General features: G+C 67.7%; 18 protein-coding genes and 1 tRNA gene. 5 read left to right on the plus strand and 14 right to left on the minus strand.

Annotated features, from left to right (window positions below; translation table 11 throughout):
* Positions 1-16: 16 nt before the first annotated feature.
* The 6 genes from exaC to polA form a co-directional block, all read right to left on the minus strand.
* Entirely contained in the window at positions 17-1540 is a 1524-nt protein-coding gene (gene exaC / locus M3M28_RS06635) for an acetaldehyde dehydrogenase ExaC (RefSeq protein WP_249385737.1), read from the minus strand.
* A 102-nt stretch (positions 1541-1642) separates the two neighbouring features.
* On the minus strand, positions 1643-2836 hold the full coding sequence (locus tag M3M28_RS06640) for a GAF domain-containing protein (protein ID WP_249385738.1): 1194 nt from the start codon (positions 2834-2836) through the stop codon (positions 1643-1645).
* 76 nt (positions 2837-2912) lie between these two features.
* On the minus strand, positions 2913-3536 hold the full coding sequence (locus tag M3M28_RS06645; protein ID WP_249385739.1) for a maleylpyruvate isomerase N-terminal domain-containing protein: 624 nt from the start codon (positions 3534-3536) through the stop codon (positions 2913-2915).
* Positions 3533-5206, minus strand: coding sequence for a DUF885 domain-containing protein (locus tag M3M28_RS06650; RefSeq protein ID WP_249385740.1), 1674 nt, complete (start codon positions 5204-5206; stop codon positions 3533-3535). The genes M3M28_RS06645 and M3M28_RS06650 overlap by 4 nt, the downstream gene beginning before the upstream one ends.
* A 9-nt stretch (positions 5207-5215) precedes the next feature.
* The gene (locus M3M28_RS06655) at positions 5216-5968 is read right to left on the minus strand and encodes an EI24 domain-containing protein (protein WP_249385741.1); all 753 of its coding nucleotides are present in this window, start codon (positions 5966-5968) and stop codon (positions 5216-5218) included.
* A 1-nt stretch (position 5969) separates the two neighbouring features.
* Positions 5970-8597, minus strand: coding sequence for a DNA polymerase I (gene polA, locus M3M28_RS06660; protein ID WP_249388002.1), 2628 nt, complete (start codon positions 8595-8597; stop codon positions 5970-5972).
* Positions 8598-8657: 60 nt separating this feature from the next.
* On the opposite strand from polA, the gene M3M28_RS06665 reads away from it, so the two are divergent.
* A complete protein-coding gene (locus M3M28_RS06665; RefSeq protein ID WP_249385742.1) occupies positions 8658-9128 on the plus strand; it encodes a PaaI family thioesterase in 471 nt (156 codons plus the stop codon).
* A gap of 3 nt (positions 9129-9131) precedes the next feature.
* Here the strand turns inward: M3M28_RS06665 and M3M28_RS06670 are convergent, their stop codons facing one another.
* Positions 9132-9737: an ANTAR domain-containing response regulator gene (locus M3M28_RS06670; protein WP_249385743.1), complete on the minus strand. Its 606-nt coding sequence runs from the start codon at positions 9735-9737 to the stop codon at positions 9132-9134.
* 36 nt (positions 9738-9773) lie between these two features.
* On the opposite strand from M3M28_RS06670, the gene M3M28_RS06675 reads away from it, so the two are divergent.
* Positions 9774-9856 (plus strand) — tRNA-Leu (locus M3M28_RS06675).
* A gap of 2 nt (positions 9857-9858) precedes the next feature.
* Here M3M28_RS06675 and M3M28_RS06680 read toward each other — a convergent pair.
* Positions 9859-10638 carry an iron ABC transporter ATP-binding protein gene (locus tag M3M28_RS06680; RefSeq protein ID WP_249385744.1) on the minus strand — a complete coding sequence of 260 codons (780 nt, stop codon included), beginning with the start codon at positions 10636-10638 and terminating at the stop codon, positions 9859-9861.
* A 158-nt stretch (positions 10639-10796) separates the two neighbouring features.
* Here M3M28_RS06680 and M3M28_RS06685 point away from each other — a divergent pair, with 158 nt between their 5' ends.
* From M3M28_RS06685 to M3M28_RS06695, 3 genes are read left to right on the plus strand one after another with little or no spacing between them, the layout of a single operon-like run.
* Positions 10797-11792 carry a siderophore ABC transporter substrate-binding protein gene (locus tag M3M28_RS06685; RefSeq protein WP_249385745.1) on the plus strand — a complete coding sequence of 332 codons (996 nt, stop codon included), beginning with the start codon at positions 10797-10799 and terminating at the stop codon, positions 11790-11792.
* Between the two features lie 16 nt (positions 11793-11808).
* Positions 11809-12807 carry an ABC transporter permease gene (locus M3M28_RS06690; protein ID WP_249385746.1) on the plus strand — a complete coding sequence of 333 codons (999 nt, stop codon included), beginning with the start codon at positions 11809-11811 and terminating at the stop codon, positions 12805-12807.
* Positions 12800-13840 carry an iron chelate uptake ABC transporter family permease subunit gene (locus tag M3M28_RS06695; RefSeq protein WP_249385747.1) on the plus strand — a complete coding sequence of 347 codons (1041 nt, stop codon included), beginning with the start codon at positions 12800-12802 and terminating at the stop codon, positions 13838-13840. The genes M3M28_RS06690 and M3M28_RS06695 overlap by 8 nt, the downstream gene beginning before the upstream one ends.
* Before the next feature lie 72 nt (positions 13841-13912).
* Here the strand turns inward: M3M28_RS06695 and pyk are convergent, their stop codons facing one another.
* The 6 genes from pyk to M3M28_RS06725 are packed head-to-tail and all read right to left on the minus strand — an operon-like array spanning position 13913 to position 19393.
* On the minus strand, positions 13913-15376 hold the full coding sequence (pyk, locus tag M3M28_RS06700; protein ID WP_249385748.1) for a pyruvate kinase: 1464 nt from the start codon (positions 15374-15376) through the stop codon (positions 13913-13915).
* A gap of 34 nt (positions 15377-15410) precedes the next feature.
* Positions 15411-16376: a prolipoprotein diacylglyceryl transferase gene (gene lgt, locus M3M28_RS06705; protein WP_249385749.1), complete on the minus strand. Its 966-nt coding sequence runs from the start codon at positions 16374-16376 to the stop codon at positions 15411-15413.
* Positions 16376-17161, minus strand: coding sequence for a tryptophan synthase subunit alpha (gene trpA, locus M3M28_RS06710; RefSeq protein ID WP_249385750.1), 786 nt, complete (start codon positions 17159-17161; stop codon positions 16376-16378). The genes lgt and trpA overlap by 1 nt, the downstream gene beginning before the upstream one ends.
* On the minus strand, positions 17158-18381 hold the full coding sequence (trpB, locus tag M3M28_RS06715) for a tryptophan synthase subunit beta (protein ID WP_249385751.1): 1224 nt from the start codon (positions 18379-18381) through the stop codon (positions 17158-17160). Before trpB ends, trpA begins: the two co-directional genes overlap by 4 nt.
* 1 nt (position 18382) lies before the next feature.
* On the minus strand, positions 18383-19156 hold the full coding sequence (gene trpC, locus M3M28_RS06720) for an indole-3-glycerol phosphate synthase TrpC (RefSeq protein ID WP_249388003.1): 774 nt from the start codon (positions 19154-19156) through the stop codon (positions 18383-18385).
* Between the two features lie 6 nt (positions 19157-19162).
* Complete coding sequence (locus M3M28_RS06725) at positions 19163-19393, minus strand: HGxxPAAW family protein (RefSeq protein ID WP_249385752.1); 231 nt, start codon at positions 19391-19393, stop codon at positions 19163-19165.
* Between the last annotated feature and the right edge of the window lie 13 nt (positions 19394-19406).

The following is a 19406-nucleotide window of genomic DNA, read 5'->3' on the forward strand; positions in this document are numbered from 1 at the left end:
GAGGGGTTCGGTCGGCTTAGAAGAAACCAAGCTTGTTTTCGTCATAGCTCACGAGCAGGTTCTTAGTGTTCTGGTAGTGCTCGAGCATCATCAGGTGGTTCTCGCGGCCAATGCCCGAGGACTTGTAGCCACCGAATGCCGAGTGAGCGGGGTACGCGTGGTACTGGTTCACCCAGACGCGACCGGCCTGAATCGCGCGGCCGGCGCGGTAGGCGGTGTTCTGGTAGCGCGACCAGACGCCGGCGCCGAGACCGTAGAGCGTGTCGTTGGCGATGCGGATGCCGTCGTCGAAGTCGGAGAACTTCGTCACCGCGACGACGGGGCCGAAGATCTCCTCCTGGAAGATGCGCATCGAGTTGTCGCCCTCGAAGATCGTCGGGTTGACGTAGTAACCGCCCGCGAGGTCGCCGCCGAGGTCGGCGCGCTCGCCACCGATGCGAACCTTGGCCCCCTCCTGCTTGCCGATGTCGATGTAGCTCAGGATCTTCTCGAGCTGGTCGTTCGATGCCTGCGCGCCGATCTGCGTGTCGGTGTCGAGCGGGTTGCCCTGCACGATCTTGCGCGTGCGCTCGGTGACGACATCGAGGAAGTTGTCGTAGATCGACTCCTGGATGAGCGCGCGCGACGGGCACGTGCAGACCTCACCCTGGTTCAGTGCGAAGAGGGTGAAGCCCTCCTGGGCCTTGTCGAAGTACGCGTCGTCCTGCTGCATGACGTCTTCAAAGAACAGGTTCGGCGATTTGCCACCGAGCTCGAGGGTGACCGGAATGATGTTCTGCGATGCGTACTGCATGATCAGGCGACCGGTCGTGGTCTCGCCGGTGAAGGCGATCTTCGAGATGCGGGGGTTCGACGCGAGCGGCTTGCCGGCCTCAACGCCGAAGCCGTTGACGATGTTCACGACGCCGGCGGGGAGCAGGTCGCCGATGAGCTCGAACAGGTAAAGGATCGAGGCCGGCGTCTGCTCGGCGGGCTTGAGTACGACGCAGTTACCAGCCGCGAGCGCAGGCGCCAACTTCCAGGTCGCCATGAGCAGGGGGAAGTTCCAGGGAATGATCTGGCCGACGACGCCGAGGGGCTCGTGGAAATGGTAGGCCGTCGTGTTGTCGTCGAGCTGCGAGAGGGTGCCCTCCTGCGCTCGAATCACGCCGGCGAAGTAGCGGAAGTGATCGACGGCGAGGGGGATGTCGGCGGCGAGCGTCTCGCGCACCGGCTTGCCGTTGTCCCAAGTCTCGGCGACGGCGATCTTCTCGAGGTTCTCCTCGATGCGATCGGCGATGCGGTTGAGCACGAGCGAGCGCTCGGCGACCGAGGTCTTGCCCCAGGCCTCCTTCGCGGCGTGGGCGGCGTCAAGGGCTGCCTCGATATCTTCCGCGGTGCCGCGGCCGACCTCGCAGAACACCTGGCCGGTGACGGGCGAGACGTTCTCGAAGTACTCCCCCTTGACGGGGGCCACCCACTCACCCCCGATGTAGTGCTCGTAACGGCTGCGGTACTCCATCACGGCGCCTTGGGTGCCGGGGTTCGCATATACGGTCATGATGCTCCTTGACTTCGTTGTCGTGGATCTCCGATTCGTACATCTGTGATGCACGTCTCTCGACCGTAGCTATGGGAAGGTTGCAGTCGAGTTGCATGCCCCTTAGAGCGTGCCGAGCTGCGCGACGAGGGCGGCCCGCTTCGGCGATCGGGGCGGCAGCAGGCGCAGCAGTTCGAGCTGAACGTCGGCGTCGTCCTCGTTGCCGGGCACCTCGAGCCAAGCGAGCAGCGCGTCGGCGCTCGCGAATTCGAGCAGCGCTTCGCGCAGGATTGCGCGCGTGCGTTCGCGCAGCGCGACGATGCCGGGCGCATCGGAAGTTGGCAGCACGGCGCCGCGGTAGTCGCGCAGGGCCTGGCGGTGCGCGCCCCGGTCGACGGCGTCGAGCACCTGGCCCGCATCGGTGGCGAGCGGCACCGAAAGCCGGTAGGGGCGAGACTCAAGCTGAACCCCCGGCAGCGCGGTGCCGAGCACCTGCCGCAACCGTACGAGTTCGGCACGGAGCGTGACGGCGGGGATGCCCTGCTCGTGCATGAGATCGGCCAGCTGGCCGCTGCGCAGGCCCTCGGGGTGCGCAGCGAGCAGGGCAAGCAACTCGGAATGGCGGCGGCTCAGTTCGACCGGCGCCGTCTCGGGCGACTCGAGGCGGGCAACGTCGCGCCCGAGCAGCCGCAGGCACGGCCTGGACGGCGCGGTCTGCGTGGGTGCCACGCGCATGCCGGTGCGGAAGTGGCGCAGCTGCTCTTCGGTTTCGATCGCCCGCGCGGTGGCCCGCAGCATGGCGAGGCTCGCCGAGCTCACGGCGGCGGCACCACCCGTGATGTCGAGCACGCCGAGCACCTCGCCGGTCGCGAGGTTGTGCACGGGCACGGCGGTGCAGCTGAACGGATGCACGGTCGGCGCGAAGTGCTCGTCGCCGGCCACGAGCACGGCGCGGTTGGCGATGAGCGCCGTGCCGGGCGCGCTCGTGCCCACGGTGTCCTCCGACCAGTCGGCGCCGGGAACGAAACCCATGTCGGCGACGGCGCCGCGCATCCGAGGATCGCCGTCGACCCAGAGCAGGCGGCCGGCCGCGTCGCCGAGCGCCACCACGAGCCCGCTCTCGCGCAGGGGTTCGCCGAGCAGTTCGGTAACCATGGGCAGGTAGCGCGCGAGCGGGGTCTCGCCGCGCCATTCGCGCACGTCGTCGAGCGCGATGGCCGCGCGCGGCACCGCGTTGTCGGGCGAACCGAGCGCACGCACCGAACGGTCTCGCGACGCCGCGATGACCTCGCCCATGTAGGACAGTTGCAAACTCACCCTGACCTCCTTGTCACGGTGCTGCGAGCATACGCCAGCCGCCTGGCGTCGTTCTGAGGCTTCGCCGCGGCGGTGGCTACAGCACGGAGCCCGGCAGCTCGGCGCCGGACTCTCGGCCAGTGAGGCGTCGAACCAGCCCGAGCCCGTGCCCCTGCGCGAGGGCGAGTCCGCGGACGAGCTCGGTCGCCTCGGCGAGCGCCACGGCGGGCGGCTCGTAGCTCACCCCGGCGGCCTGCGCGATGTCGCTCGAGTGCACGACGAGTTCGAAGGTGCGCGTGGGCAGGTAGGCATGCAATCGCATCCCGCCCGCGGCGGTTTCGATGACCGGGTCGGTGTCGCGCACGCGGCCAAGGGCGGTGACCGCGTCGTCGAACGCGAGTCGCACGCCGGCCGGAACGTCGTCGCCGAGCTCGCGGCCGGAGGCGACGCCGCGCGCCGCGACCACCGGCGCGTTCGCGGGGTCGCGGCACGCGTCGAAGTACTCGATCGCGTCAGCGCGCTCGATGCGATCGGCCGGGCGGCCGAGATAGATGGCAACCGTGCGGAGGGCTCGTGTTGTGTGGCCGATGAGGTCGCGGAGGGTCCAGCTGCCGAGCGCGGGCTCGGCGAGCATGCCCGCTGGCACGCGATCGACCAGCTCGACGAACGCGGCGGCCGCGGCGAGAAAGCTGGCGTCACGCGCCGGCGGGACGAGCGTCATCGCGAAGCACCGTCCGTGTAGAGCCGCCGCACCGCGGTACGGAGCGTGTCGAGGCCACAGCCGCCGATGCCGAGCGCCCGCCGGTGGAACTCCTTGAGGTCGAAGCGGTCGCCCTCGAGCTGCGCGATTTCGTCGCGGAGGTCCTCCCAGACCCGCTGGCCGATCTTGTACGCGGGCGCCTGCCCGGGCCAGCCGAAGTAACGCTCGACCTCGAACTTCACGAACGGCGCGGTCATGTTCACATTCGTGCTCATGAACTGCAGGGCCGACTCGAACGTCCAGGCGCCGCCGCCGGGCATCTGCTTGCCGAGGTGCACGCCGATGTCGAGCACGACGCGGGCCGCGCGCATCCGCTGGCCATCGAGCATGCCGAGCCGGTCGGCCGGGGTCGTGAGGTAGCCGAGCTGGTCCATGAGCTGCTCGGCGTAGAGCGCCCAGCCCTCGCCATGCCCGCTCGTCCAGGCCTCGCGCCGCCACGAGTTGAGCGAGTCGCGCAGGTACACGGCCTGGCCGATCTGCAGGTGGTGGCCCGGCACACCCTCGTGGTACACGGTCGTGAGCTCGCGCCAGGTGTCGAACTCGGTGACGCCCTCGGGCACCGACCACCACATCCGCCCCGCCCGCGAGAAATCGTCGCTCGGGCCGGTGTAGTAGATGCCACCCGTCTGGGTCGGCGCGATCACGCACTCGATGCGCTGCACCGGCTCGGGAATGTCGAAGTGGGTGCCGTTCAGCGCGGCGACGGCCTCATCGGCGGTGCGCTGCATCCACCGCTGCAGTTCGTCGGTGCCATTGAGGCGGTGCTCGGCGCGCTCCTCGAGGTGCGCGATCGCCTCGGCGACAGTGGCGCCAGGGAGAATCTCGCGGGCGATCGCCTCCTGCTCGACGCGCATCCGCTCGAGCTCCTCGATGCCCCACTCGTAGTACTCGTCAAGGTCGATGCGTGCGCCGAGGAACTCACGCGACGCGAGCTCATACAGGTCGCGGCCGACCGCGTCGTCGGTGCGAGCCTCGGGCGCGAGCTCGTCGCTGAGGAAGCCCCGCAGGCGCGCGAACGACTCCGTAGCTGCCTCGGCACCCGCGGTGAGCGCGCCCGCGTTAACGCCCGACGCCGCGGCGCCCCGGCCGGCGAGATCGTGGAAGAACCCGGCGCCGGCAACGAACTCGTCGAGCTGGCGCGCGCCGATCTCCACCTGGCGGGCCGCCGGCGTGTTGCCCCGCCGTAGCCCCTCGCGAAGGGAGGCGATGTACCCGTCGACGGCACCGCCGACGTTGGCCATGCGGCCGGCGATGTCGTGCCAGTCGTCGTCGCTGTCGGTGGGCATCAGGTCGAAGATGTCGCGGATCTCCTGCAGCGGGCTCGCGAGATTGTTGAGGTCACGCTGGTACCAGCCCGCGTTGATGCGCTGGTCGCCGAGTTCGAGCACGCGGTCGAGGTCGAGCTTCGTAACGACGTCGACGTCGTCCACCGCCTCGAGGTCGGCGAGCTCGCGGCGCGTCGCGGCGTAGAGCTCGCCCAGGGCAGCGACACCGTTCGGCGAGTAGTCCTGGTACTCGGTCTTGTCTCCCGCACTCCCCCGGTACACGCGCGACTCCGGCTGGAGGGCGGTCGTCGCGTCGACGAAGCGTTCGGCAAGGGCATCAATTTCGGTGGGCTCGCGGTGCGTCATGCCGCTACCCTACCGACGCGGCTCCGTGGGCTCGCCGTGGAGTTCGCGCAGCAACAGCGTGCCGCCGACCGCCGCCGCGGGCGTGCCGACGACGGCGCCGAGCGGAATGAGAAACGAGAGGTACACCGCAACCCCGAAGCCGAGCGACTTCGCGCGATTCGAGGCGAGCAACTGCCGCCGCGCCGTGAGCGGAATGCCCCTGGCATCACCGGGCGTGCCGGTGAGGTCGACGGCGAACGCGCGCCCCGCGAAGTAGGCACCGAGCAGCCAGCCAATGAGCGAGCCCACGAGCGGCAGCAGGCCGCAGACGAACACGATCAGGGCGGCAAACAGGCCCATACCGAACAGCCGCAGGCCGTCGCCGATGCCCCGACGCACCGAGAGCCAAAAGCCCTCGTCGATGGGGTCGACGCCGCCGAGCTCGCGGTCGACGCGCTCTTGGATGTTGTCGATGAAGGGCGCCGCGATCGTCAGGGTGACCGCGGCGAACGTGAACACGGTGGCCGCGAAGCCGGCGACGAGCAGCGCGCCCGCGACGGCGACCCGCACGATGGTCTGCCACGGCTCGACCCACGACTCGGCGAACGGCGTGAGCCCCACCGCGAACTCGTCGACGCTGCTGAACAGCCACACGAGCGCAACTCCGTAGAGCACCGTCGTGATGAGGGCAGGCACCGCGCCGATGGCCATGAGCTTCGGGCGCCGGGCCCAGAACCCGACGCCCCGAAAGAAGAGGCCGATGCCGCTCGCAAACTCCCGCACGCTAGTGGCCCGCGGTCTCCCAGTTCCCGCCGCGACCGACTGAGACGTCGAGCGGCACGCTCAGCGTCGCGGCGCTCGCCATCTCCTCGCGCGCGAGTGCCTCGAGCGCCGCCTCCTCGCCCGCCGCGACCTCGAACACGAGCTCATCGTGCACCTGCAGCAGCAGACGCGACTCGAGCTGCTCGGCGCGCATCCGCGCGTCCACCCGCAGCATCGCGAGCTTGATGATGTCGGCCGCCGACCCCTGGATCGGCGCGTTGAGCGCCGCCCGCTCGGCGTTCTGCCGCGCGAGGCGGTTCGTCGAGTTGAGGTCGGGGAACGGTCGGCGGCGGCCGAAGATGGTCTCGGTGTAGCCGGTGCTGCGCGCCTGCTCGACCGACTCGCGCAGGTAGTCGCGCACCTTACCGAACCGCTCGAAGTAGCCGTTCATGAGCTCGCGCGCCTCGGCGACCTCGATGCCGAGCTGCTTCGACAGGCCGAACGCGCTGAGACCGTAGACGAGGCCGTACGACATCGCCTTGACCTTGCTGCGCATGGTCGGCGTCACCTCGCTCGGGTCGACGCCGAACACCTGCGAACCGACGAAGCGGTGCGTGTCCTCGCCCGAGTTGAACGCGGCGATGAGCGCGTCGTCGCCCGAGAGGTGCGCCATGATGCGCATCTCGATCTGCGAGTAGTCGGCGGTGAGCAGCCCTTCGAAGCGCTCGTCGCAGGTGAAGGCGCCGCGGATGCGCTGGCCCTCGGCCGAGCGAATCGGGATGTTCTGGAGGTTCGGGTCGGTCGAGGCGAGGCGCCCCGTGGACGAGCCCGTCTGCAGGTAGGTGGTGTGGATGCGCGTGTCGTTGCCGACCGCGCGGATGAGCCCGTCGATGATCTGCTTGAGCTTCGTCGCGTCGCGGTGGTGCCGGAGCGCGCCGAGGAACGGATGCGGTGCCTTCGCCTCGAGCTCCTCGAGCGACTGCGCGTCGGTCGAGTAGCCAGTCTTGGTGCGGCGAGTCTTCGGCATGTCGAGCTTCTCGAACAGCACGGTCTGCAGCTGCTTCGGCGAGCCGAGGTTGATCTCTTCACCGTCGATCGCCGCGAAGGCCTCCTGCGCGTACTGCGCGACCTTCTCGCCCTGCTCGGCCGAGAGCTGCTCGAGCAGCGGCACATCAATGTGGATGCCCGTGAACTCCATGTTCGCGAGCACGAGTTCGAGCGGCGACTCGATGTCGGTGAAGACCGGCACCGTCGGCTCGGGCAGGCGGGCCTGCGCCGCGAGCCCGGCCCGCAGCGCGTACCAGGCCTCGGCCGCGAAGCCGGTGCCTTGCTCGTCCTCGACCTCGAGGAGCTGATTCGGGTCGCTCTCGGGCATTGTCTCGCCGAGGTACTGCTGTACGAGCTCCGACAGACGCTTCGGCGGGCTCAGTGGGTTCACGAGGAATGCCGCGAGCTGACCGTCGAGAATCGGCCCGACGAGCTCGACCCCGGCGGCGCGGGCGTGCTTCAGCGTCGGCTTGGCGTCGAACATCCACTTCGCGGCGTCGCTCGCGAGCCAGGCGGCGAGCGGTTCGTTCGCCGCGACGTCGTTTACCGACACGGCCGACTTCTCGGTCGCCAGCGCCGCATCGACCTGGCCCGACTCGCCGATGCGCAGCACCAGCCCGAGGGGCTGCTCTCCCGCATCCCCGAGCCACGCCGCAAGTTCCTCGCCCGCGAGCTGTTCGCGCACCTCGACGCCGTCGAGCGCGGTGCTGTCGTCGTTCGTCGCGACCGCGCCGTCGCGCTCGGCGGCGAGCTTCAACACGCGGTCCTGCAGCGTGCGGAACTGGAGTCGGGTGAAGACGTCGCGCACCGCATCCACGTCGATGGGGTGAATGTCGAGGTCGTCCGGCTTGAGGTCGAGCTCGACGTCGCGCAGCAGTTCGTTGAGCTTGCGGTTGCGGATCGCGTTCTCGCGGTGCTCGCGGAACGACTCGCCGACCTTGCCGGTGAGCTCGTCGTCGTGCTCGAGAATCGCCTCGAGCGAGCCGAATTGGTTGATCCACTTCGCGGCCGTCTTCGGGCCGACCTTCGGGATGCCGGGCAGGTTGTCGGCCTTCTCACCGACCATGGCCGCGAGGTCGGAGTACTGGTGCGGCAGCACGCCGTACTTCTCGAGCACCTTCTCGGGCGTGTAATGGGTGAGCTTCGAGACACCCTGCACCGAGGGGTAGAGCAGCGTCGTCCGCTCGTTCACGAGCTGAATCGCGTCGCGGTCGCCCGACACGACGAGCACGTCGAACTGCTGCTCCTCGCCCTGGTGCGAGAGCGTGGCGAGGATGTCGTCGGCCTCGAAGTCGTCCTTCTCGAGCCAGTCGATGCCCATCGCCGTGAGCGCCTCCTTGAGCAGACCGATCTGGCCGCGGAACTCGGGCGGCGTCTCGTCGCGGCCACCCTTGTAGTCCTCATACTCGCGGTTGCGGAACGACTTCGAGCCCGCGTCGAAGGCGACGGCGATGTGGCTCGGATTGTGGTCGCGCAGCAGCGAGAGCAGCATCGAGATGAAGCCGTGGACGGCATTCGTGTGCTGCCCCTCGGAGTTGACGAAACTCTCGACCGGCAGCGCGAAAAAGGCGCGGAAGGCGAGCGAGTGGCCGTCGATGACCATGAGCGTAGGCTTTGGCTGAGTTGCAGTCACGCAACCAGCCTACGTCGACGAAAGATTGCGATGCCCGAGTCTCAGCCAGTTGTGCACCTCGCCCCGGTACCCGAGCCCGTCATCAACGGCTTCGAGATTCCTGACCAGCTCACCGTGACGGGCGGTCGGGGTGTTGGCGCGCTCGGCGCGGCCATGGGAATGCTCATGGTGCAGCTTTCGCCCGAGCACTCGATCGCGGTCATGCCGGTGGCGCCGAACACGCAACCGTTCGGTCTGCTGCACGGCGGCGCGAACTGCGTGCTCGGCGAGAGTCTCGGCTCGGTCGCCGCCTCGCTGCACGCGGGCGAGGGCCGCTATGCCGTGGGCGTCGACATCAACGCGACGCACACGGGCTCGGCAACCTCGGGCTGGGTGACGGGCGAATGCCGCGCGATTCACCTCGGCGGCAGCACGACCGTGCATGAGATCGTCATCACCGACACCAACGGGCGCCGGTGCTCGACGGTGCGCATCACGAACATGCTGCGCACCCGTCGATAGCGGCTACTTCTTCTTCGGCGCGAGCTGCTCGACGACAGCCTGCGCGACTTCCTGCATGGTGAGGCGACGGTTCATCGACGCCTTCTGGATCCAGCGGAAGGCCTCGGGCTCACTGAGGCCCATCTTGTCGGTGAGGAGGCCCTTCGCGCGGTCCACCAGCTTGCGGGTCTCGAACCGCTCGGCGAGATCGGCGACCTCGCGCTCGAGGGCGACGATCTGCTGGTGGCGGGCGAGCGCGATCTCGATGGCCGGCAGGAGGTCGTTCTGGTTGAACGGCTTCACGACGTAGGCAAGCGCGCCGGCCTCGGTGGCCCGCTCGACGAGCTCCTTCTGGCTGAACGCGGTGAGGAGCACGACGGGCGCGACGTTGTCTTCCGAAAGCTGCTCCGCGGCCGAGATGCCGTCGAGTTTCGGCATCTTCACGTCCATCACGACGAGATCGGGGCGGAGCTCTTTGGCAAGCGCAACTGCGGTCTCGCCGTCGCCGGCCTCGCCGACGACGTCAAAACCGTTATCGCGAAGCGTTTCAACGATGTCGAGGCGGATGAGCGATTCGTCTTCAGCGACGACGACTCGGCGGGGTGCGGAAGCGGTTGTGTTCTCAGTCACATTCCCAGATTACGCTACTGTGGTCGAGGCAAGCAGGCCGGCTTGGCGGAACGGTAGACGCGGCGCACTCAAAATGCGCTGTCCGAGAGGGCGTGGGGGTTCGAGTCCCCCAGCCGGCACACTACGAGGCGACCGTCTCGGACGCCCAGTAATAGGTCGCCAGCTTGTGCCGCCCGATCTCGTGAATCGGAATGTGCATGTCATAGATCTGGCTCAGAATGCCCGAGTTCATGATGAGTTCGGGCGCACCCTGCGCGATGACCTCGCCGTCGCGCATACCGACGATGTTGTCGGAGTACACCGAGGCGAAGTTGATGTCGTGAATCACGATGACGATCGTCTTGCCGAGCTCGGTCGCGATGCGGCTCAGGTGCTGCATCATGTTCACGCTGTGCCGCATGTCGAGATTGTTCAGCGGCTCGTCGAGCAGCACGTAATCGGTGTCCTGGCAGATCACCATCGCGACGTAGGCGCGTTGCCGCTGGCCGCCCGAGAGCTCGTCGATAAAGCGAGCCTGCAAATCGGCGAGCCCGAGAAAGTCGAGCGCGGCGTCGATGTGCCGCTCATCCTCGGCGGTGAGCCGACCCTGCGAGTGCGGGAAGCGACCGAACGCGACCAGCTCGCGCACCGTGAGCCGCACCACGAGGTGATTCTCCTGCCGCAGGATCGCGAGTCGCTTCGCGAGCACGGAGGATTTCGTGGCGCTCACGTCGAGCCCGTCGACCGTGACGATGCCGCTCTCGAGCGGTTCGATGCGGCTCATGAGTCCGAGTAACGTCGACTTACCGGCGCCGTTCGGCCCAATGATCGAGGTGATGCCACCCGCGGGAATCGTGAGAGAAACGTCGTCGACGACCACGTGGTCGCCATATCGTTTCGCGACGGAATCCAGGGTGATCACGCAGGGGCCTCCGGGGTTGTTGCATCGAGTAAACACGGCCGGCTGTCACCCAACTCACAAGTTGAGCACAACATGTCTTTAGGTTAGCCTAACCTGCGGAACTTCTCCCGCGGGGCCTCCCCTGCCTCGCGCCATCGATACGAAAGAAGCTCGTACCTATGCGAACCCCTCGACTGCGTTTGCTCGGCCTCGTTAGCGCGATTGCCGCATCCCTCACCCTCGCCGCCTGCAGCACGGGCGCCGCCGACACCGACGCGACCTCAGCCGCGGGTGCCGAAGGCACCATCACCGTTGAAGACAACAACGGCACGCAGACGGTCGAGATGCCGGCGCAGTCGATCGTCGCCCTCGACAACCGCACGTTCGAGACACTGCAGTCGTGGGGCGTCGAGCTCGCCGCGGCTCCGCTCGACCTCATGCCCGAGACCATCGACTACAAGTCGGACGAGTCGATCGTGAACATTGGTAACCACCGCGAGCCGAACCTCGAGGCCATCGCCGCCGTCGAGCCCGACCTCGTGATCATGGGCCAGCGCTTCACCGACTACGAGGACGAGATCGCGGAGCTCGTGCCCGACGCGACGATCATCAACCTCGAGCCCCGCGAGGGCGAGGACTTCGCCGAAGAGCTCAAGCGCCAGACCACCGTGCTCGGCGAGCTGTTCGGCAAGCAGGACGAGGCCAGCGCGCTGAACGACGAGTTCGACGCCGCCTACGACCGCGTCGCTGAGGCGACCCCGGCCGACGCGACCGTCATGGCGGTCAACACCTCAGGCGGCCAGATCGGCTACCTCGCGCCGCACGTCGGCCGCACCCTCGGCGTCGTGTTCGACTGGTTCAACTTCACCCCGGCGCTCGTCGTCGAGGGCGCGAGCGACGACCACGAGGGCGACGAGGTCTCGGTCGAGGCCATCGCCGAATCGAACCCCGACTGGATTCTCGTAATGGACCGCGATGCGGCCGTCGCCGCCGACGAAGAGGGCTACCAGCCCGGCGCCGACCTCATCGCCGCATCCGAGGCCCTGCAGCAGGTGCCCGCGGTGCAGAACGACCAGATCGTTGTGATGCCGGCCGACACCTACACCAACGAGGGCATTCAGACGTACACCGAGTACCTGAACCAGCTCGCCGACGCGTTCGACGCCGCGGCGTAAGGTACTCCCTCCCTTCATGACCAACCCCAGTTCGACCTCGACGGTCGCGGCCGCTCCTGCGCGCCGCGACCGTCTTGACTGGAAGCTGTGTCTGGCGACACTTGCCGTGATCGCCCTCCTTGGCGTCTCGCTGTTTACTGGCGTGTACACCCTGGACGGCCACGGCGAGGGGTCGCCAGACATGTTTTGGATCACGCGGGTGCCGCGCACCCTCGCGCTCGTGCTCGCGGGCGCGGCCATGGCGATCTGCGGGCTCGTGATGCAACTGCTCACGCAGAACCGCTTCGTCGAACCGACCACGACCGGCACGACCGAGTGGGCCGGCCTCGGCCTGCTCGCCGTGATGATCTTCTTCCCGACCGCGAGCCTCCTCGGCCGCATGGTCGGCGCGATCATCGCCGCGTTCATCGGCACGACCATCTTCTTCGCCTTCCTGCGCCGCGTCTCGCTGCGCTCATCCCTCATCGTTCCCATCGTCGGCATCATGCTCGGCGCGGTCGTGAGCTCGATCTCGACCTTTTTCGCGCTGCAGACAAACATGCTGCAACAGCTCGGCATCTGGTTCGCGGGCAGCTTCGCGCCGATCCTGCGCGGGCAGTACGAGGTGCTCTGGATCGTCGCGATCGTGCTCGTCGCCGTGTTCGTGCTCGCCGACCGGCTCACTGTGGCGGGCCTTGGCGAGGAGATCGCGACGAACGTCGGCCTCAACTACAACCGGATGATGCTCATCGGCACCTCGCTCGTCGCGGTCGCGACCGGCGTCGTCACGGTCGTGGTCGGTAACCTGCCGTTCCTCGGGCTGATCGTGCCGAACATCGTCTCGATGTTTCGCGGTGACAACCTGCGCAGCAACCTCCCGTGGGTGTTCCTGCTCGGCATCGCGACCGTCACGCTCTGCGACATCGTGAGTCGCACGATCATCATGCCGTTCGAGGTGCCCGTCTCGCTGATCCTCGGCGTGCTCGGCTCGATTGCGTTCGTGCTCCTGCTGCTGCGAAAGCGACGCTATGGCTAGCACCACCGCATCCCCCACCCTGCCCCGGCAGCGCAGCGGCTCCGTCGCCTTTCAGAGTCCCCGCGCGCGCCGCCGCTACTGGCTCACGCTCGGCATCTGCGTCTCGCTCGCCGTGCTGTTCGCGATCGGCCTGCTCACCTACAACATCCCCGTCGCGTTCGGCTCCGACCCGTTCTGGGTGATCGCCCGGCGCCGCGCGAGCAGCGTGCTCGTCATGCTCATCATCGCCGTCTGTCACGCGACCGCGACGGTCGCCTTCCAGACCATCACGAACAACCGCATCATCACCCCCGGCATCATGGGCTTCGAGTCGCTCTACGTCGCGATCCAGACCGGCGTGATGTTCTTTCTCGGCTCGGCCGGGCTCACTGCGTTCTCGGGCATCGGGCAGTTCCTCGCGCAGGTCGTCGTCATGGTCGCCCTCGCGGCGCTCCTCTACGGCTGGCTATTGTCGGGCCGCTTCGCGAACCTCCAGATCATGCTGCTCGTGGGCATCGTGATCGGCACTGGCCTCGGCAGCGTCTCGAGCTTCATGCAGCGCATGCTGAGCCCGAGCGAGTTCGACCTGCTCACCGCTCGACTCTTTGGCTCGGTGAACAACGCACGCGAGGAGTACCTACCGGTCGCGATTCCCATCGTCATCGTCGTCGCGGCGCTGCTCTACCTGCGTTCGCGCCGACTCAACGTCATGGCGCTCGGCAAGGACATCGCCACCGGCCTCGGCCTGAACCACACCCGCGAGCTCATGACGACGCTGACGCTCGTGACGCTGCTCATGGCGGTTTCGACGGCGCTCGTCGGCCCCATGACCTTCCTCGGTTTCCTCGTCGCGACGCTCGCCTACCAATTCGCGAACACCTCGGATCACCGCTTCGTGTTCCCGCTCGCGATCACCTTCGCGTTCCTCGTGCTCACGAGCGCGTACTTCATCATGAACCACGTGTTCTACGCGCAGGGCGTTGTCTCGATTCTCATTGAGTTCGTCGGCGGCACGGTGTTCCTCTGGACCATCCTGCGCCGCCGCGTGCTCTAACGGTTCCCCCACGCACGAAAAGGGCCGCCACGATCAGCAGATCGTGGCGGCCCTCTTCGAAGGCGCGAACAGTTACTCCTTGCGCGAGTGGCGCCCCTCGTAGGCCGGCGCCACCGCGTCGAGGGCGTCGCCCACGCGGTGCACGCGCAGGTCGTTCGTCGACCCGGGAACTCCGGGAGGGGAACCGGCGATGACGATCACCTTGTCGCCGCGCTGCGCCTTGCCGGTCGAGATGAGGTACTCGTCGACCTGCAGGAACAGCTCATCGGTGTGCTTCTTGCGCTCGACGATGATGCCGTCGACGCCCCAGTAGAGGTTCATGCGGCGACGAATCGCCTCGCTCGGAGTGAAGCCGAGCATCGGAATCTGCGGGCGCAGCCGCGACAGGCGGCGCACCGAGTCGCCCGACTCAGTGAACACGCAGTAGTACTTCGCGCCGAGGAACTCGCCGACCTCGGTCGCCGCGAGCGTGATGACGCCGCCCTGGGTGAAGGGCTGCGTGCCGAGCGGCGGAATCATGCTCAGGCCGTGCTCTTCGGTCGATTCGATGATGCGCGCCATCGTCTCCACCGTGATGATCGGGTACTCACCGACACTCGTCTCGCCCGAGAGCATGAGCGCGTCGGCGCCATCGAGCACCGCGTTGGCGCAGTCCGAAGCCTCGGCGCGCGTCGGGCGCGGGCTTGAAATCATCGACTCGAGCATCTGCGTTGCGACAATGACCGGTTTGGCGCGTCGACGGGCGAGCTCGATCGCGCGCTTCTGCACGATCGGTACCTGTTCGAGGGGCAGCTCGACGCCGAGGTCGCCGCGGGCCACCATGATGCCGTCGAAGGCGTCGACGATGTCGGCGAGGCGGTCGACCGCCTGGGGCTTCTCGACCTTCGCGATGACGGGCAGGCGAACGCCCTCCTCGTCCATGATCTCGTGCACCCGAGTGATGTCCTCGGGGCCACGAACGAACGAGAGCGCGATGATGTCGGCGCCGATGCGCAGACCCCAGCGGAGGTCGTCTTCGTCTTTCTCACTCAGCGCGGGCACGTTGACCGCGACGCCGGGCAGGTTGATTCCCTTGTTGTTCGAGACGGGGCCGCCAACCTCGACGACCGCGGTGACGGTCGTGTCGGTCACCTCGGTCGCGCGCAGTGCGACGCGGCCGTCATCGATGAGAATCGGGTCACCGGGGCGCACGTCGCCGGTCAGGCCCTTGAAGGTCGTGCTGACGATCTGCTGGTTGCCGACGATGTCGTCGACCGTGATCTTGAACGTGTCGCCCTTTTCGAGCTGGTAGGGGCCGGCCTCGAACTTGCCGAGGCGGATCTTTGGGCCCTGCAGGTCGACGAGCACCGCCGCCGGCAGGCCAAGTTCTTCGGATGCGTCGCGCACGTAGCCGTAGTTGGTCGTGTGCACCTCGTGGTCGCCGTGGCTGAGGTTGAATCGCGTCACGTTGACGCCGGCCGTCAGCAGGCTTCGGATGCCCTCCGGTGAGGACACCGCCGGGCCTAGCGTCGCGACAATTTTCGCGCGTCGTGTCATGTTGACCTCTTCGTAGTTCGCGAGAACGAGTCGATTACTTCGACTCGTCGGAGCCATTCTTGTCGGTGGTGGTTACAGCTTCGTTGACGCCGGCCGTGACCGCCACGGGAGATTCCTCGGCGGCGGGCGTCTCGGCGTCGTCGTCTTCGCTCCAGACATGGTCGTCGACGTAGATCGACTTCTCGTCGGTGCGGTATCGGCGCGTCTGCACGATGAAGAGCACGACACCGATCAACGCGAGTACGAGCGCGCCGAACACGTTCGAGCGCAGACCGAGGATGACCTCGGAGTAGTCGACGCGGATCGACTCGATCATCATGCGGCCAACGCCGTACCAGATGAAGTAGATCGCGACCGTCTTGCCCCAGCGCATCCGGAACATCCGCTCAAGCACGAGGATCACGCCGATGCCGACGAGGTTCCAGAGCATCTCGTAGAGGAAGGTCGGGTGGAACAGCGTACCGGCGGGCAGTCCTTCGGGGATCGCCGCGTTCGGCTGCGGAATCTCGAGGCCCCAGGGCAGGTCGGTCGGCCAGCCAAACAGCTCGTGGTTAAACCAGTTGCCGATGCGGCCGATGGCCTGCGCCGCGAGTAGCGCCGGCGCCACCGCATCCGCGAAGCTGAGGAAGCGGATGCCGCGCATGCGGCAGACGATGTACGCGCCGATCGCGCCGCCGATGAGGCCACCGATGATGGCGTTGCCGCCCTCCCAGATGGCGAACACGCGCCACCAGTCGGCGCCCTCGTAGAAGTAGTCGGCCGGGTGCGTGGCGACGTGGTAGAGCCGGGCACCGAGCAGGCCGAGGATCACCGCGGGCACCGCGATGTCGATGATGATCCACGGCTCGCCGCCGCGCGCGGTCATGCGCCGGTTCGTCCACCACACGGCAAAGACGATGCCGAGCACGATGACGAGGGCGTAGACGTGCAGCGTGAACGGGCCGATGGAGAAGCTCGCCCACTGCGCGGGCGGCGATGGAATCGAGGTCAGGGCGGGCACTAGCGCTCCGTTCCCTGGGCGAGTGAGCGTGCGGTTTCGGTGAGCGAGTCGAGGCCCTCGCCGAGCGAGCGCACGAGCGCCGAGCCGACGATTGCACCCTCGGCGTAGCTGAGCACGTCGCGGACCTGCTCGCCGGTCGAGATGCCGATGCCGACGCAGGCGCGCTCGCAGCCCGCCTGGTGGAGCCGGTCGGCGAGCACACGCGCCGCGTTGTCAACGTCGGCGCGGGCACCGGTGATGCCCATCGTCGAGACGGTGTAGACGAAGCCGCGCGACGAGGCGATGATCTTCTCGAGGCGCTCATCGCTCGACGTCGGCGCCGCGAGGAACACCCGGTCGAGGTCGTGCGCGCTCGCCGCCGCGAGCCACTCGTCGGCCTCGTCGGGAATCAGGTCGGGGGTGATCGCGCCCGCGCCGCCCGCCGAAGCGAGGTCGGCCGCGAACGCGTCGATGCCGTGCTGCAGCATGAGGTTGATGTAGCTCATCACGAGGATGGGCGTGTCGACCTCGGCGCGCACGCGCTCGATTGCGCGGAACAGGTCGCTCACGCGGAAGCCCGAGGCGAGGGCCTGCTGGCAGGCAGCCTGAATCACGGGGCCGTCCATCACCGGGTCGGAGTAGGGAACGCCGAACTCGATGACGTCGGCGCCCGCGCGCGACAGCGCGATGGCGGCGTCGACGGAAGCGTCGAGGTTCGAGAAGCCGGCGGGAAGGTAACCGATGAAGGCACCGCGGCGCTCGGCGCGGGCGGTGTCAATGGCCCGCTCGACCTGCGACGTGCTCACTTGTCGCCTCCGATCACGCGGCTCGCGTCGCTGAGCTCGAAGTAGTTCATTGCCGTCTCCATGTCTTTGTCGCCGCGGCCAGAGAGCGACACGATGATCGTCGCCGACGGGCCAAGCTGCTGCCCGATCTTGATCGCGCCGGCGAGCGCGTGCGCCGACTCGATCGCCGGAATGATGCCCTCGGTGCGCGAGAGCAGGCGCATCGCTTCCATCGCCTCGGTGTCGGTTGCGCCCGAGTACGTCACGCGACCCGTCTTGGCGAGCCACGAGTGCGCGGGGCCCACGCCCGGGTAGTCGAGGCCGGCCGAGATCGAGTGTGACTCGATTGTCTGGCCGTCATCGTCCTGCATGAGCAGCGTCTTGGCGCCGTGAAGCACGCCCGTGCGGCCGGTGCCGATCGTGGCAGCGGTGCGCGGTGTGTCTTCGCCCTCGCCGGCCGCCTCGATGCCGTGCAGCGCGACCGATTCGTCGTCGAGGAAGGCCTCGAACATGCCGATCGCGTTCGAGCCGCCGCCCACGCAGGCGACCACGGCATCCGGCAGCGCGCCAGTCTGGTCGAGGCACTGCTGGCGCGCCTCAATGCTGATCACCTGCTGTGTGTCACGCACGAGCGCGGGGAACGGGTGGGGCCCGGCCGCCGTGCCGAAGATGTAGTTCGTGGTCTCGACGTTCGCAACCCAGTCGCGGAAGGCCTCGTTGATCGCGTCCTTGAGCGTCTGCGAGCCCGAGGCCACCGCGATCACCTCGGCGCCGAGCAGGCGCATGCGCGCGACGTTGAGGGCCTGCCGCTCGGTGTCGACCTTGCCCATGTAAATGGTGCAGTCGAGGCCGAACAGCGCCGCCGCCGTCGCGGTGGCCACGCCGTGCTGACCCGCGCCGGTCTCGGCGATGATGCGCGTCTTGCCGAGGCGCTTCGTCAGCAGGGCCTGGCCGAGCACATTGTTGATCTTGTGCGAGCCGGTGTGGTTGAGATCCTCGCGCTTGAGCAGGATGCGCGCCCCGCCCGCCGACTTCGCGAACGTCGGCGCCTCGGTCAGGAGCGACGGCCGCCCGGCGTAGTCGCGGAGAAGTCGTTGAAACTCGCCCCAGAACTCTGGATCATTCTTGCCGGCCGTCCACTCACGGTCGAGCTCATCGAGCGCGGCGATGAGGCTTTCGGGGACGAAGCGTCCGCCGAACTCGCCGAAGTATGGTCCCTGCGCGTTCCGGTACTGAGTCACGTTATGCCTGTAGGTATTCCTTGATAGTGGTTTCTGGATCGTCACCCGTCACGAGCGCTTCGCCGATGAGCACGGCGTCGGCCCCCGCGTCGCGATAGGCGCGCACGTGCTCGGGCCGGAGGACGGCCGATTCGGCGACCTTGATGACGCCCTCGGGGTAGCTCGGGGCGAGTTCGCCGAAGAGCTCGGGATGCATTTCGAACGTCTTGAGGTCGCGCGCGTTCACCCCGAGTACCCTGGCGTCGGCTTCGAGCCCGCGATCGAACTCGTCGCGGGTGTGAGCCTCGATGAGCGCCGTCATGCCGAGGTCTTCGGCAAAGGTCTTGAGGCGCACGAGCGTGGGCTGGTCGAGGCTCGCCACGATAAGCAGGATGAGGTCGGCGCCGGCCGCGCGGGCCTCGAGCAGCTGGTACTCCTCGCCGATGAACTCCTTGCGGAGCACCGGAATGTCGACGGCCGCGCGCACGGCGCGGAGGTCCTCGAGCGAGCCGAGGAACTTGCGCTCCTCGGTGAGCACGCTGATGGCCGCGGCTCCCCCGCGCTCGTAGCGACGAGCGAGGTCGGCGGGGTCGGGGATGCCCGCCAGGGCGCCGCGCGAGGGGCTCGCGCGCTTCACCTCGGCGATGATGTTGACGGTCTCGCGCGGGGACAGCGCAGCGACCGCGTCGAGCGCGGGTGGCTGAGCGAGCGCAAGACGCTCGACCTCAGCAGTTGGCACTTCGGCGCGACGGCGCGCGGCGTCCTCGAGCGACCCCGCAAGAAGGTCGTCGAGCATCATGGCTTAGTGGTGTTCCTTGGGCCCGAGGCCTGCGGCCTGCATGATCACCCAGGCGAGCGCACCGATCGGGATCAGCGCAACGCCGATCCAGAGAATGATGTCGATGTCGAGGAAGAGACCGACGGTTCCAATGAGGAACCCGAGGCAGATCAGGGTGAAGCCCGTCCAGCCCGCAACCGAGTTGCCTTCGTCTTCGACGTGGTACTTCGAGAAAACGACGTCCTCGTTCGACATCCCTTGACTCCTT

It is taken from the genome of Gulosibacter sediminis, from assembly GCF_023370115.1.
In the GTDB taxonomy this organism is placed as follows: Bacteria; Actinomycetota; Actinomycetes; order Actinomycetales; family Microbacteriaceae; genus Gulosibacter; species Gulosibacter sediminis_A.